This is a genomic window from Haloarcula montana (assembly GCF_035666295.1).
Classification (GTDB): Archaea; Halobacteriota; Halobacteria; order Halobacteriales; family Haloarculaceae; genus Haloarcula; species Haloarcula montana.
The window spans coordinates 103,414-116,174 of the sequence record NZ_CP142029.1 but is presented as its reverse complement, the minus strand read 5'-3'; the positions used below and the strand labels follow the sequence as shown (position 1 = coordinate 116,174).

The 12,761-nt window shown below is 54.6% G+C and carries 14 protein-coding genes and 2 pseudogenes; 10 read left to right on the top strand and 6 right to left on the bottom strand.

The window, feature by feature from the left end:
* Positions 1–318: 318 nt before the first annotated feature.
* The 3 genes and pseudogenes from VJ109_RS18020 to VJ109_RS18010 form a co-directional block, all read right to left on the bottom strand.
* Positions 319–813, bottom strand: a complete 495-nt coding sequence (locus tag VJ109_RS18020; protein WP_324761154.1) for a halocyanin domain-containing protein — start codon at positions 811–813, stop codon at positions 319–321.
* 62 nt (positions 814–875) lie between these two features.
* Entirely contained in the window at positions 876–2,492 is a 1,617-nt protein-coding gene (gene ggt, locus VJ109_RS18015; RefSeq protein ID WP_324761153.1) for a gamma-glutamyltransferase, read from the bottom strand.
* Positions 2,493–2,788: 296 nt separating this feature from the next.
* A pseudogene (locus tag VJ109_RS18010) lies at positions 2,789–3,270 on the bottom strand (transposase domain-containing protein); the annotation flags it as partial.
* Between the two features lie 47 nt (positions 3,271–3,317).
* Here VJ109_RS18010 and VJ109_RS19570 point away from each other — a divergent pair.
* The 5 genes from VJ109_RS19570 (at position 3,318) to VJ109_RS17995 (ending at position 7,061) form a co-directional block, all read left to right on the top strand.
* The gene (locus VJ109_RS19570) at positions 3,318–3,527 is read left to right on the top strand and encodes a helix-turn-helix domain-containing protein (RefSeq protein WP_434737305.1); all 210 of its coding nucleotides are present in this window, start codon (positions 3,318–3,320) and stop codon (positions 3,525–3,527) included.
* Positions 3,528–3,539: 12 nt separating this feature from the next.
* A complete protein-coding gene (locus VJ109_RS19565; protein ID WP_434737308.1) occupies positions 3,540–3,878 on the top strand; it encodes a helix-turn-helix domain-containing protein in 339 nt (112 codons plus the stop codon).
* Positions 3,760–4,377 (top strand): IS630 family transposase, encoded by a 618-nt coding sequence (locus VJ109_RS18005; RefSeq protein WP_434737307.1) that lies wholly within the window; start codon positions 3,760–3,762, stop codon positions 4,375–4,377. The genes VJ109_RS19565 and VJ109_RS18005 overlap by 119 nt, the downstream gene beginning before the upstream one ends.
* A gap of 626 nt (positions 4,378–5,003) precedes the next feature.
* Positions 5,004–6,368, top strand: a complete 1,365-nt coding sequence (locus VJ109_RS18000; RefSeq protein ID WP_324761152.1) for a Cdc6/Cdc18 family protein — start codon at positions 5,004–5,006, stop codon at positions 6,366–6,368.
* A gap of 525 nt (positions 6,369–6,893) precedes the next feature.
* The gene (locus VJ109_RS17995; RefSeq protein WP_324761151.1) at positions 6,894–7,061 is read left to right on the top strand and encodes a DUF7837 family putative zinc-binding protein; all 168 of its coding nucleotides are present in this window, start codon (positions 6,894–6,896) and stop codon (positions 7,059–7,061) included.
* 244 nt (positions 7,062–7,305) lie between these two features.
* Here the strand turns inward: VJ109_RS17995 and VJ109_RS17990 are convergent, their stop codons facing one another.
* On the bottom strand, positions 7,306–8,334 hold the full coding sequence (locus tag VJ109_RS17990) for a hypothetical protein (RefSeq protein ID WP_324761150.1): 1,029 nt from the start codon (positions 8,332–8,334) through the stop codon (positions 7,306–7,308).
* Between the two features lie 94 nt (positions 8,335–8,428).
* On the opposite strand from VJ109_RS17990, the pseudogene VJ109_RS17985 reads away from it, so the two are divergent.
* The 3 genes and pseudogenes from VJ109_RS17985 (at position 8,429) to VJ109_RS17975 (ending at position 9,765) form a co-directional block, all read left to right on the top strand.
* Positions 8,429–9,066, top strand: a pseudogene (locus VJ109_RS17985) (IS6 family transposase).
* 218 nt (positions 9,067–9,284) lie between these two features.
* A complete protein-coding gene (locus VJ109_RS17980) occupies positions 9,285–9,479 on the top strand; it encodes a hypothetical protein (protein ID WP_324761149.1) in 195 nt (64 codons plus the stop codon).
* Positions 9,472–9,765, top strand: coding sequence for a type II toxin-antitoxin system RelE family toxin (locus tag VJ109_RS17975; protein ID WP_324761148.1), 294 nt, complete (start codon positions 9,472–9,474; stop codon positions 9,763–9,765). The genes VJ109_RS17980 and VJ109_RS17975 overlap by 8 nt, the downstream gene beginning before the upstream one ends.
* Before the next feature lie 68 nt (positions 9,766–9,833).
* Here VJ109_RS17975 and VJ109_RS17970 read toward each other — a convergent pair whose 3' ends face one another.
* Positions 9,834–10,457 carry a hypothetical protein gene (locus tag VJ109_RS17970; protein WP_324761147.1) on the bottom strand — a complete coding sequence of 208 codons (624 nt, stop codon included), beginning with the start codon at positions 10,455–10,457 and terminating at the stop codon, positions 9,834–9,836.
* 272 nt (positions 10,458–10,729) lie between these two features.
* Positions 10,730–11,344, bottom strand: a complete 615-nt coding sequence (locus VJ109_RS17965) for a DUF7344 domain-containing protein (protein WP_324761146.1) — start codon at positions 11,342–11,344, stop codon at positions 10,730–10,732.
* Between the two features lie 323 nt (positions 11,345–11,667).
* On the opposite strand from VJ109_RS17965, the gene VJ109_RS17960 reads away from it, so the two are divergent.
* Together VJ109_RS17960 and VJ109_RS17955 are read left to right on the top strand one after the other, a co-directional pair.
* Positions 11,668–11,982, top strand: a complete 315-nt coding sequence (locus tag VJ109_RS17960; RefSeq protein WP_324761145.1) for a hypothetical protein — start codon at positions 11,668–11,670, stop codon at positions 11,980–11,982.
* Between the two features lie 364 nt (positions 11,983–12,346).
* Positions 12,347–12,727, top strand: coding sequence for a DUF7522 family protein (locus VJ109_RS17955; RefSeq protein ID WP_324761144.1), 381 nt, complete (start codon positions 12,347–12,349; stop codon positions 12,725–12,727).
* Positions 12,728–12,761: the final 34 nt, after the last annotated feature.

The following is a 12,761-nucleotide window of genomic DNA, read 5'->3' as shown; positions in this document are numbered from 1 at the left end:
TCCGAGTTTAGTCATCACTTCGGAGCATCTGATACGAACGGTAGCGAAATGTTCACCCACCTTCTGGTGCTGGTCGATCGCCGTTTACTGAGAGAAAACGTACGTCGGTCACACAACGCGAGTGCCGTTGCGAACGGGAGAGGCGGATTCCGTCGGTCCTAGCTGGAGAATGTAATAGAAATAACTAGTGTACACATGCTATTCAGTATTGTTCGTCACTTCGAAGGACCGGACACCGACGTTGATGGGATACCGATCCGCCTCTCGATACCGCTCAATCGGCGTTCACTGAGAGTAAACGAGATCTAATACGGTCCGTCATCTGACGATAACTGCGCCTTTCATCCCCATGGACTTGTGTGGCGTACAGTAATAGAGGTGGGTCCCGCTCTCTTCGAAGGTGTGTTCGTAATTGGTGCTCGCCTCAGCAACCGGTGACCCGGAATCCAGCGGTCCGTCACCTTCCGAGACGACGTTGTGCGTACTTCCGTTGCCTGTCCATTCCCAGGAGACAGTCGTCCCGGTCGAGATCTCGACCGCGACTGGGGCGTAGGCGTACGCCCCACCGTTTCCCTCCGCACCGACTTTGACAGAGACAACGTCTGCGGACGTCTTCACCGTGGGGTCCCCGTCGAAGTTCGCCGAATTACTGAGGTACTCAGAAACGTTGCGTCCGGCCGGCGTGGACTGTGCCGACCCGCCGGAGTCCGCGGTACTACCGTTACTTGATCCGCCGCAGCCGGCGATGATTCCAGAACTCGAAACGGCGACGATGTGGCGGGCGAAGCTTCGCCTGTTCAATTGGCTCGTCATGTAGCGGACGTTTCTATCGAGGGGATAAAAAATATATGCTATCGGCGAAGGTCTCAGGCATGTTAGAATCCGATAGCGTTCCCGTCTTTTCGTGGGTCGGTCGCCGCCGAGAGTGTCCCTTCGTCGTACCGGGCCAGTTGGCCGCCGCCGAACGCGCCGAACGGGAGAACTTCGACATCGTGTCCTCGACTAGAGAGCTTCGAGCCGACTCGACCGGCGAGACCCTCTTCGAGTGCAAGGCGGCCGTTGGCTTTGTAACGCCACCGCGGCTGTTCGACAGCTGTCTGCAGCGAGTGACCGTAATCCAAGAGATTCGAGAGCAGTTGGAGATGGCCCTGCGGTTGCATGAAGCCACCCATGACACCAAAGCCGAGCCAGTCGTCGTCGCCAAGTCGTGCGATAGCCGGAATCAGGGTGTGAAACGGGCGCTTTCGGGGCGCGATACAGTTCGGGTCGTCCGGAGAAAGCGAGAAGGAGCCACCGCGGTTCTGGAGGGCGATCCCCGTGTTGCCAGCGACGAGACCGCTGCCGAACTGCTTGTAGCGGGAGTTGATGAACGTCACGACGTTCCCTTCGGAATCAGCGGTGGTGAGCAAGACCGTATCAGCATGTTCCGCCTGTGGAACGCCCAGCGGCACGTCTGTGAGCGCCGTCTCGCTAATCCGTTCGGCTCGCTCCGCGGCGTAGTATTTTGAGGCTAACGACGGAACCTTTTCGAACGACGGGTCGGTGATGTAGTGGTGTCCGTCCCGGAAAGCGAGTTTGAGCGCTTCCGCGAAGTAATGAACGCGCTCGGCGGCGTCATACCGACGGCTCCCCGCGTCGGTTTCCTCGGCAATATTGAGCGCCTCGAGCGCGATGAGACCCTGATTGTTCGGCGGGAGTTCGAATACCTCCGCACCACGGTAGGTCGTGCTCACCGGGTCCAGCAGCTCCGGCTCGAAGGCGGCGAGGTCCTCGGTCGTCAGCAGGCCGCCGTGGGATTGGACCGTCTCGACGATTTGTCGTCCGATTTCGCCCTCGTAGACGACCGACGCACCGTCAGTTGCGATGCGCCGTAACGACCGGCCGAGGTTTTTGAGCCGCATCTCCTCGCCAGTACGTGGGGCACATCCGTCTTTGAGGAACTGCTCACGGCCGTTGGCGTCCACGAACTGATCGCTCGCTTTCTGCCAGTCCTCGGCGATCACCTCCGTGACCGGGAAGCCATCCATCGCGAAGTCGATTGCGGGTTGCAGCACGTCCGCCAGCGGCATTGTCCCGAACTCTTCGACAGTGAGTTCCCACCCTTTCGCTGCCCCCGGAACGGTCACCGCGAGCGGCCCGCGAAACGGCATCGACGCGTTCTGGGTCGAGACATCTTGCTGTTGGGCAGCAAGCGTGCAAACTCGGTCGCGAGTCGCCTCGGCCGGGGCGAATCCGCAGCTTCGCATCCCGCCGACCTCGCCGTCCGCAGTCCGAAAGCACGCGAAGGCGTCCCCGCCAATCCCGGTGTTTACGGGTTCGACGACGCTGAGTGCAGCGGCCGTTGCCACTGCGGCGTCGAAGGCATTGCCACCCGCGCGCAGGGTGTCCAGTCCCGCTTCGGCCGCGAGTGGTTGACTCGTCGCCACAACGCCGTTTGGGGCGTATACCGTCGAGCGCTCCGAGACGAGCGCGTCCGTGTCACTGGTCCGCATTGCAAGGAGAAGCGAACCGAGAGTAAAATATCATAATATAACGGAGAATTTCGCCTATAATCTGTCGGAATACTCACCCCGATACCTATAGACAAAATTAATCTCGTACTCTTCTATTCATTCTTGCCTCAAGTTAAACAATAGCATACTCAATTCTGGCCTTTAAGGAGAAGAAAGAACTATATGAGTTGTAAAGCTGTTATTTTCCAGAATAAAATACCAAAATTGGAATATATAGTTTTATTTTTACTATTCTAAGAATATTACGCGTGATAGTTCACTTGATAGGGCACTGTTTAGTTATGGACCACCTCCACTGGCGTTTTTTCCGTCGAAAGCCTGATTCGGTCGTTCGTGATTGTAGTGGTGTCTGAAGCGCCGTAACCACTGTTTCGCGCTGGGTTGACTTCCCCGCCAAAACGAGTGAAAGCGGTCGATTCGCATGGCCTCAGTCTGGAACCATTTTTCGATGTGGTTCCGGATTCGGTAGTCAAGCCGACCGCTCAAATCGTGGCGTGAGAGGGCAGTCAGATAGCCGCCAGCATCGACGAGAAACACTGAATCGGCAACATCGTGTTTCTAAGTGAGCCGATGCAGGAACGCCGCCACGGGGTCAGTCCCGCGGCGGCTGAACACGTTGATTTCGAGCAGTAATTTTGGCTCTGTGTCGACAGCGGCGTAGAGCCACTTTTTTACAGCCATCAACCTCGGTTTGTTTCTCATCGACTGTGACCCGCGACGGCGACGCCGTCGGCGGGTCACTCTGGGCTTCAGACAAGAGTGGTCTGCAAAAGAGTTGACCCCCCTGGAGGCGTATAGTTCTCGATGGACACCAGTCAACGCGGTCACTTAACGTGGCATTTGTCGGAAAGAGAGCTTGACCACGCGATTGAGGAAGCGCAGAAGACCGACGAGACCTGTCTCGTCCGGCAGCTTTGTTTCATCAAGAATCTCTATCAAGGCGATACACGCAAGCAGGCGGGTCGACGTGTCGGGATCTCCCGATCCACGACGCGTCGGTGGGCTCAGGCGTAGAATGAGAGTGGGATCGGGGGGTTACGGCCACGCTTCGGCGGCCGGCCGCCGCCAAAGCTCTCACCCGAGCAGTTCGAGGAACTCTGTGTCATACTTGAGAACGGCCAACCGTGGACGCCACAGGCGATTCGCGCACTCATCCAAGACCGCTACGGCGTCACCTACCACCCGGCGCATCTCAGCCGAAAGCTGCGTGAAGCTGGGATGAACTATACCAAACCACGTCCAATGGATCCACGTCGTCCAGACGAAGCTGAGGAGATTTTCGCCGAGCGCCTGGCCGAGGCGCTCGGCGAAGACACAGACAAAGAGGGAGAAGACGATCCAGTCGTGTTCAAATTTTTTCGATGAGGCGTGGCCACAACCGTTCGAGAACTCTCAGCGGATGTGGTCGTTTGACCGGACGGTTCAGATAGCGAAACCGCTGGTAACGTTCCCATGGCGGTCGATTGGCTTCTATGCGTTGACTGGCAAGAGCGTAATCACGTATAAAAAGCGACTGGTCAAAGAGACGATTGTCGAGGCACTCGAAGCGATCAGCGAGCAGAATCCGCGGGGCCGGATTCTGCTCGTGGCCGACAACTATGGCTCGCATCACGCCAAACTCACGCAGGAACGGGCCGACGAACTCGGCATCGAGTTCGTCTTCATTCCGCCATACTCACCGGCGCTAAACGCAATCGAACCGCTGTGGAAAGACCTCAAACGAGAGATTTCGCCAGAAATCTTCGAGGACAAAGATCACTTCCGTGAGTTTCTCACCGAGACATTTCTTCGGTTGAGTCATGGGCTGAATTTCGCTGCCGACTGGATCAAGACGTTCCTTCCCGATGTTCAGAAGTTACGCTGACCACTCTTTCAGGGGAGCCACAATTGTGGGCAGCAGACGATTCGATCGAGAAAGCAGCCACGAAGCCTGGTTGAGTGTGCCGAATACAGGACGAAGAGGTTGAACTGACGATGTAATGGAATAGGACACCCTCCCCCCATTTGCAATATGAGCTTCACCGATACAGCGTTGGAAGACAAGATCGGAGAAACAATTCTGTCGAGCGGAAACATCTTCATAAGATCCATAAGTGCTGAAAATGGACGTATTGGATCATCACTGGCAGAAACTGTCAAAAGATACTCTAGATACTCATACACTATCTGTATCTAGAACTAGTTGCGGTACGGGTTTGGTTTTAACTGAAAGGGTAAAAACATTTCCTAGTACAGTATGGTATCTGGAGATTGTTAGTTCAGCACTTCCTGCCATTGTTTTCTCGGAAAACAAGCACCTCAACGGATGATCGTGAGGTCAACCCCCTCCCATCGATGTCCCCGCTCATATTGCAAATGGGGGAAGGGTGTAAATTCTATCGTTCACTATAGGAGAATTTGGATAGCTCAAGGGGGTGTATTTGCCCGCACCCTCTTTTTGCAGGTGGTGGGAAAGGTATTTGCAAGATGGGGTTGAAACCACCGAATATCATGGATCAGGAGTCGGGGGATGGCGACTCGCATCAACTATCTATCACCGATCAGCTCACGAGCGAGTACAATACCGTCTTCAAAAACAAGGATCTCATCGAGCCAGACACTATCGTTGACGAGGACCGAATTGTCGGACGAGACGAACAGCTTAACAAAGTCATCAACATCATCAAGCCGGCTCTCCATGGGGACCAGCCCGAGGATATGCTGCTTCGTGGTCCTTCTGGTACCGGGAAAACTCTTATCGCTGGGACTGTCGCGACGAAAGCCATCAATATCGGTGAAACACGGGACATCGAGATGGAGTTCGTAGAAATAAACGGCAAACACAAGAAGTCAGAACACGAGGCCGTCCACCAGATTACTCACGAGTTTGAACGAGCATTGGACCTGAGATATACCTCAAAAACTGGCGTCTCGACGAGCTCCCGCTACGATCGTCTCTTTGAGATTGTCGACGATCATCTTGACTTCGGAATCGTGATTCTTGACGAGTTAGACCTCCTCGTGGGAGACAACCGAAACAAAAACAAAGCGCCTGCGTTCTCGGATATTCTCTACAAACTCTCACGAGCAAAACGGATCGGCAAGATGGACAGCGCGTTCACGCTCATCGTCATGACGAACAGTCCGAACAACTTGATGAACGGACTCAATTCCCGAACTGACAGTACGTTCAATCCAACCGAGGTCTCGTTCGCGGACTACAACGCTGAGGAACTCCGAGAAATCTTGGAACACCGTCAGGATGCTTTCTACGAAGAAGCTCTCGACACGGAAGTAATCCCGTACGTCGCAGCGATCGCCGCTCAGGGCGAAGGGGACGCCCGTTTTGCGATTGACCTCCTCCGGGAGGCCGGAAATATTGCGAACCGACGTGAAGAAAACATCGTCACCACTGAGCACGTGGAGCAAGCGAAAAATCAAGTCGAGAAAAACTATGTGGTCGATATAATTGAAAATGTCTCTGTCCAGAAGCAAGTCTCCCTCTTCGCGGCTGCTATTGTCAATCAGTATGGCCAGCAGCAACTTAACCAATCAGATTTGTTCACTGAACAGTCTGCGCCTGCCCCCGTCGCGCATACGCTTTACAACTGGATCACCGAGCACAAGGACATTGAGCAGCGTTCGAAGCACAGTTTTCTACGTTGGATGCGGGAGCTGGATACCTACGAAGTCATCGAGTTGAACCGGAAGGGGCGGGGAAACGAAAGAGGTGTCTTCGCTGAGTATATCTTCCACAATCTCTCTGCTGAGGTGATGGTCGAGACACTAGCTGACAAGGATGATCGGCTTGCTGATATCTTAGAGGAAGAAGACATGATCAAACCGGTCGTACGGAACAATCTCAAGAATTTCTGAACGAGATCCAAATAGAGAATATGGGTATGATCAATTGGGGCAGCTCATATTGCAAACGGGGTGTCGCTTCCCCTTCGAACATGTTCAATCCGTTAGATGCTCATATTGCAAATGGGGTGTCGATACTCAGTTGTTCCCCGAGAATTCGCAGGCAGAGAGCGTGATCCATAACTAAATATTGAGAGTGCAGTTGTCACTTTGATATTTTATACTTCTAATTTACAATCCATCAGGTTACGACGGCTCATATTGCAAAAGGGGGGCTGTGGAGGATCGGTAGTGAAACGGGAGTCTCTGGCTTCAAGCTCATATTGCAAAAGGGGGGGGGTGGTGGTGGGGAACTTGCCCGTGCCCTCATATTGCAAACGGGGTGTGATACAGACCGATCGCACATACCTCCGTCTTCAGGTCCGGGGAGCTAATAGTGGAGAGTAGGATAGTTCATTCACGAAGGATAATTCTCTTTTGCCAATAATTAACAAAGGGGCGTGCATACAACCATTTACAACACCCTCCATGCTTCACATGCCATCAACTACTGACGGAATCGGGCGGTGTCCGGAGTGTGAGACGGACCTGACTCGGTTCCATATCCTGCTGGAGTACGAAAATGCAGATGGCGAGGACGCGATCTGGGCCGACTGTCCCAGCTGTGGCACAGTCGTCCATCCCGAACCTGCCGATGATACTTGAGTACATCCGGGAGTTCGTGACCTCATCAGAACCGGTATTTGAGTGCCGACAGTGTGGCTATACCGTCGAGCAGTCGACGGAAACCTGTCCGGAATGTGGGTCCTCAAGCATTGGTCAATACAGAATCCAGTAGTGACCCTCCAAGAGACACTGACAAACGGCATCATCAACTCTATCTACCATTTGTACAAATCTCTAGCTGTCGCGGGAGATTCTCGAACCCCCCAGGTTTGCTCCCGCGACGTTATTCCCACGGAAAGTGGCCACGACATTCTCGGTAGGCCTCGACTTCGTCTTCGAACTCCCTGTCGGCTAGCTCCTCTGGAGTCGGATCGTCACCGTGGACGTCTTCTTTGGTAAGGCCGTCCGGGAAGTGATCGGGCGTGTCCTCCTCGCTGTCGGACCTGGACCCGGTCGGCTCGTGACGAGGTTGACAACAGCTGTTGCAGACCCAGATCGGCCGGTCCATGTAGGGATGGTCTGCGAGCCCGTCCGTTTCGATGTGCGTGTGGGTCCGCATGTCGGCACAAGTCCGGCAGTAGTACTCGTACTCGATTGAGGATTCACTGACTAGCTGGGTGACAGCGTCGCCCTCGGGGTCGATCTCGTAGCGCTTGATGAACCCAGGGACGACCCAGTACTCGTCCTCGGCGAGATCTATCGCCGCCGAGAGAGCTTGGTAGGCTGTCGAGTTGGTCAGCGGCGTCCCGTCCTCACGATAGATCACAGGCTCGGTATCTGGCGCCTCCCAGTCGGTTGCTTGGACGGCGGTCTCCAGGATGGACCGCCCTTCGGGCTGATCGACCGGTGCCTCTGGTGGTAGGTTCGGCCACCCCTTCGCGAGTGTCCTCGATGGCTCAGAATTCAGCTCCGCTCGGGGCATGACCTCCGCGTAGGGGACATCGAAGTCGCGGGCCAGATCGCCTTCGCTCGCGACAGAAAAGGCTGCAGCTCCCAACGCCCGTGCGTGGTAGTCGGAGTTGGCCTCGACGACGGCGATCACGACACGCCCGAACGACCAGGGCTCGACGGTCGCCTCCTGCATACTCTCGGGGACCGACGAGTCACTGACTTCCTCGTTGGCACAGAAGGGACACTCGAGCTCCCCTTTGGGGATATCATGCTCACATGCCCCGCAGGTACTGGTATCGTCCCCGTCGTGGGTCGGATAGTTCCCAGGTGGTCGTTCCTCGTCGCGAGGGTCGGCGTCGGGGTCCGAGCTTGCAGCGCCACGGATGTCAGCAGGATCGAACTCAGGGTTTCGATCGGTCACACACCGTCTTCTACTCGTCATATCTTTTAAACCCTCGCCCACCTGGGTGGGTCGCGTTAAGTTAGAGAATGAGGCGGACGAGTTCTGAGTGTCTATGTCCGAATCCGACCGCCTCAGTGGAGGTATCGAGTGGATCGACTTGTCGTTTGTGGAGCGCCAGCGGACTCCCGAGTGGGCGATTCAAGTGGGCATCCGGTGTCATCTGGCAGGTATGTCACTTCGGGATGCCAGTCAGTTTCTCGAGGAGTTGGGAGTCCAACGCAGTCATGTCTCGATCCACGAGTGGGTTCACAAGGCCGATCTACAGCCGATTTCGACGGTGACCGCGGATCAACTCGCTGTCGACGAAAAGATGATCCGCTCCATGGACAGAAATTTTGGCTGTACGGCGCTGTCGATCCGCAGACGAACGAAATTCTCCATCTCAGCCTCTTTCCGACGGCAACGAAACAGACGACGCGGTGGTTTCTGGCCGAGCTTCATTACCAGTATCAGCTCGACGAGGTGCTGTTTCTCGTCGACGATGCTGATTACCTTGGTCCAGTTCTGGCTGAAGATGGCTACCGATTTCAGACTCTCGCACATGGAAATCGGAATGCCATCGAACGTGTTTTCTGGGAAATAGAACGGCGAACATCCTCATTTGCAAATAGTTTCAGCCATGTCGAGCTAGAGACAGCTCAAGAGTGGCTCGAAGCCTTCGCCGTCCACCACAACTCACGCCAAACTTAACACGATGCCTGGGTGAAAGTAAAATGGAACAGTTCGATAGAGGGGTGTCCGGCCAAGCGGAGAACGGAGATTGCCACCCTGTCTTCTGTTTCCGTGTGGGTTGTGAGAGGACTACTTCTCGGACCTATCGAGACCATCCTCATCCAAGACATCTCGATCGAAGTCGGATGCCGGGGAGAACTGTTAAGACTGTTAGCCCTGTACGTACGTGTAAGACGATGTCAGCGGACAAGCGCATCCCGGTGACTGAGGAAACGCGAAAGGAACTCCACGAATTGAAAGAGCCGGGGCAAACCTACGATGACCTCCTGCAAGAACTCGCCCAACAGCGACGACGACAGGATCTGGAACAGCGCTTCCAAGAGCTGGAAGAGGCTGACAGTGACGATTTGACATCCCTCTCGGATGTCTGAGTACGACGTCCTGCTCGGTGAGGATGCCCGTGAATTCCTGGATATAGCCGACGAAAAGACTAAACGAATCTGTAAGGAGAAACTGGGCTATCTTGCAGCAAACCCGTATCCAGGGCGTGGTCAGGGAGACAAAGAAAAGCTCCCTATCGACGGACAGCGTGACCGGTACCGTCTACACATCTCCAGAACATATACCGCGATATATACCGTCTTGGAGGACGAAAAAGAGGTCCGAGTTCTGGAGATCGTTCCGATCGACGAGGCGCACAAACGGTACGGTTTCTGAACGGTACTGCATACATCAGAGGCAATTCTCGGAATGGACTAATCAAGTCGATAGAGGTGTGTGCTGGCCTACTCTCCGTCCGCGTCGTCCTGCAGATCTTCGACGAACTGTTCTCTGGAGTGGTCCAGATCGTATTCGTTGATCAGATCGAGTGCTGCCAGCGCTGCACCGTCGCCGGCGATGTCCGTACTGAGGAGTTGGCTGAGATGCGCTACGCCCTGGTAGGCGTGCTCGTGCTCTTCGGCGCCGGTCTGAACGTACTCCATGAAGAAGCGTCGCCACGCGGTTGCTGATCCACTCACGCTGACCGTCCAGCAGGGCGGGTCGTCCGGCGTTGACGACGGCCGTTCGTAGTGTTCCGAGAGCTGGTCGAACAGCCGGTCGACGATGTTCCCTTTCCTAACCGTCGGTCGGTGAGGATTGAAATCCGCGGAAATGAGGTCGGTCCACTCGCCGTAGGACTGGATCTCGTGGGAGAGCGAGAGTTGGACTTCCTGTGTCTCCAAGGCCTCGGTGTGCTCCGAGTCGCAAACCTGGCGGAATCGCTCTGCAGTGCCGTGGGCATCGACGGTCAGGGAGGGGAAGGAATTGCCTCCAGCCGTCGACGTTGACTTGCTGGTGTCTTGCTCGTCTGCGTCTGGTTCGCTGTACTCTTCGCCTTTCTGTGCTGGCAGCGTTGGTTGCTCTTGCATCGACATGGTTCTGAGTCGGGAACGCTCTCTGTGGAGCGCCCCTCACCCACTTGGGGCGCAGAAAATCGCTGTCGACGGCAGTCGAATTATAGCGTAAATCCTCATTTTCTGGTACGGGAAAGGCTATCGCAGGAGATGTCGGTGAGGGTGTCATAGAACAGTTCTCACACCCTGCTAATCGTCGCAGAGAGAATCGGTCGATACCGGAGAACAACTCATCAGTCAGTTCTTCTGAGAATCCATGAAAGCAAGATCGGAAACAGTGGCCGATTCTACATTATGAGCCAGACGAGTCCGAGTACGAGCGTAAGTAGGCCGATGACGAGCGGGAGTACCCACTGGTAGTTCGTCCATGTGCGGTTGGTGTCATCTGTCGTGACCGGCAGATACTGTTCGAAGAGCTCTCTGTTTTCGCCTGGTTGGATTTTTCCCCGGGCCTTGTTGTACTTGATCGCACCGACGTCGTCCATTTTAGTCAGGTGTGATTGGTAGAGTCCGACGTAGACGCACTTCCGTTCGCTGGACGTTATTTGTGAGAGATCCTTGCCACACTCCCAGGCGGCAACCTGTTCGGCGAGGGTGCCCAGTGTGACCTCGTCTTCGACGGTCTGCATGTACCTGAGCACCGATCGGCGTCGGTAGTTTCTTAGGATATCGAACACCTGATCGATCTCAACCGGGTGTGCCTTGCCGATTCTCTGGTCGGCTGTCGGTGTCACTGTCTCGGCCTCGTTCGGGTTCTGGACGTTGTCTATACGGTGCACTTCCGTCCCCGTGGTGACGGCCCCCTGGTCGGTACGGTTCCGCAGTTTCTTCTTTGTGTTGTCTTCCCGTTTGAACATGATTGTCCCCCTTTTCCGCACACTGATCCTCTCGGTGCGGTACACCGGCTTCAGCAGCCGGATATACGTACTGAGTTACATGTCCTCCTATATCAATGTAATGAATATTCACAAAGAATAATGTTTTGGAGTGACTGGTTTAGAAACTGAATTTTTCCGGCCTGGTACTGGTCGGTAGCGCGTGTGCTATCGGCTGTCTATCCAGTGATCTGGAGAATAAGATCGGAAACAGTATCCGATTGTTCAGTACGCACAGTCATTCTAATAGCTGATTCACCTAATTGTGGGTACAAACAACACCTTGGGAATCGTTCTATGACACCCTAGACGTCGGTATCAATTTCTATCAGGGCTACGGGCGCTCTCCCATGTCCAACTGGGATTGGGTGATATCTGAGGGGGCGACTGGAGAGTTACCGGTAGAAATGAAGGTTGGCCGCCAACTCCAGACACTGGAGAACTACGTCGGAAAAGCCGACATTCAGGGATTCAGGTTATTCTGTGACGAATCCTTAGCCGTGGGGGATGTATGCAGAGTGGGCTGTGAGATCCTTTCGGTCGACGGTCCCCGGAGAACTGATATTGAGATTGGAATCCACGACATTGAGTTTGTACATCAGACAGCACGGGACGATGGGATCGAAGCGATGATGAAACACCTCCACGATGCGCGGAAGGTATAAGAAGAGCGGAAAAAGGAACGTCGATGCGAGAACTGTATGGAGATCGACTCAGATACGGAATTATCTGCTCGCGACCATCAGAAGAGTCGTGATCTTCACTACTGCAGTCAATGCGGTCGGTTACTTTCCACATCGGAATATCAGCAGTGGAAGCAAGTCCATTCGTGGGACTAGCTGACGACTGACCGAATTGTTGAAATCCGATTTTTCAGATAGATTCTTGCATGAAACAGCCGGTCGATGCGAGTTGCGTACTGACCAGCACGTGGACAGGAGCGGGACATAGATTTTAGAGGGTCTAAGAGGAATACAACGTTTGGAACCACGCATAACATTTTTCTAGGATGACACAAATATTCTGTACGTGGACGCTCAGACAGCGAGTCACAACCTCGTTCAGTTCCTCAAGCGTCGGGCAGGGAACCACCTCCGGGGCGCACTGGTGTACACCGAAGACGAGTACGAGATACTGTATCTTCATGACGACTTGGAACACATTCGCTTGGAGTCGGAGGTTGACAGTATCGTCACTCACTTGCGCAAAAGTTCGAAGGAAACCGAACAAAGAGCATTCCCCTTCGGCGACTTCCACGGGTCGGTTCGCTGTTTCGACGATGCGACACTCCTGCACTTCCCTCTCAACGGCGCTGGCGTTGCGGTCTCGCTCGATCCGGAAGCAACAACCGATCTAAACACCTTTACCGGCGAGTGCTTGGAAAGAATTCACGAGAATTCACCGGTGTAATCTCCCGTAGTAGGGATTGCGGTATCCCGAGCGA

Excerpts from the sequence above, each read along its gene's own strand:
- VJ109_RS18020 (WP_324761154.1), bottom strand. The coding sequence starts at position 813 with ATGACGAGCCAATTGAACAGGCGAAGCTTCGCCCGCCACATCGTCGCC.
- VJ109_RS19570 (WP_434737305.1), top strand. The coding sequence starts at position 3,318 with ATGGACACCAGTCAACGCGGTCACTTAACGTGGCATTTGTCGGAAAGA.
- VJ109_RS18000 (WP_324761152.1), top strand. The coding sequence starts at position 5,004 with ATGGATCAGGAGTCGGGGGATGGCGACTCGCATCAACTATCTATCACC.
- VJ109_RS17980 (WP_324761149.1), top strand. The coding sequence starts at position 9,285 with ATGTCAGCGGACAAGCGCATCCCGGTGACTGAGGAAACGCGAAAGGAA.
- VJ109_RS17975 (WP_324761148.1), top strand. The coding sequence starts at position 9,472 with ATGTCTGAGTACGACGTCCTGCTCGGTGAGGATGCCCGTGAATTCCTG.
- VJ109_RS17960 (WP_324761145.1), top strand. The coding sequence starts at position 11,668 with ATGTCCAACTGGGATTGGGTGATATCTGAGGGGGCGACTGGAGAGTTA.
- VJ109_RS17995 (WP_324761151.1), top strand. The coding sequence starts at position 6,894 with ATGCCATCAACTACTGACGGAATCGGGCGGTGTCCGGAGTGTGAGACG.
- VJ109_RS17970 (WP_324761147.1), bottom strand. The coding sequence starts at position 10,457 with ATGCAAGAGCAACCAACGCTGCCAGCACAGAAAGGCGAAGAGTACAGC.
- ggt (WP_324761153.1), bottom strand. The coding sequence starts at position 2,492 with ATGCGGACCAGTGACACGGACGCGCTCGTCTCGGAGCGCTCGACGGTA.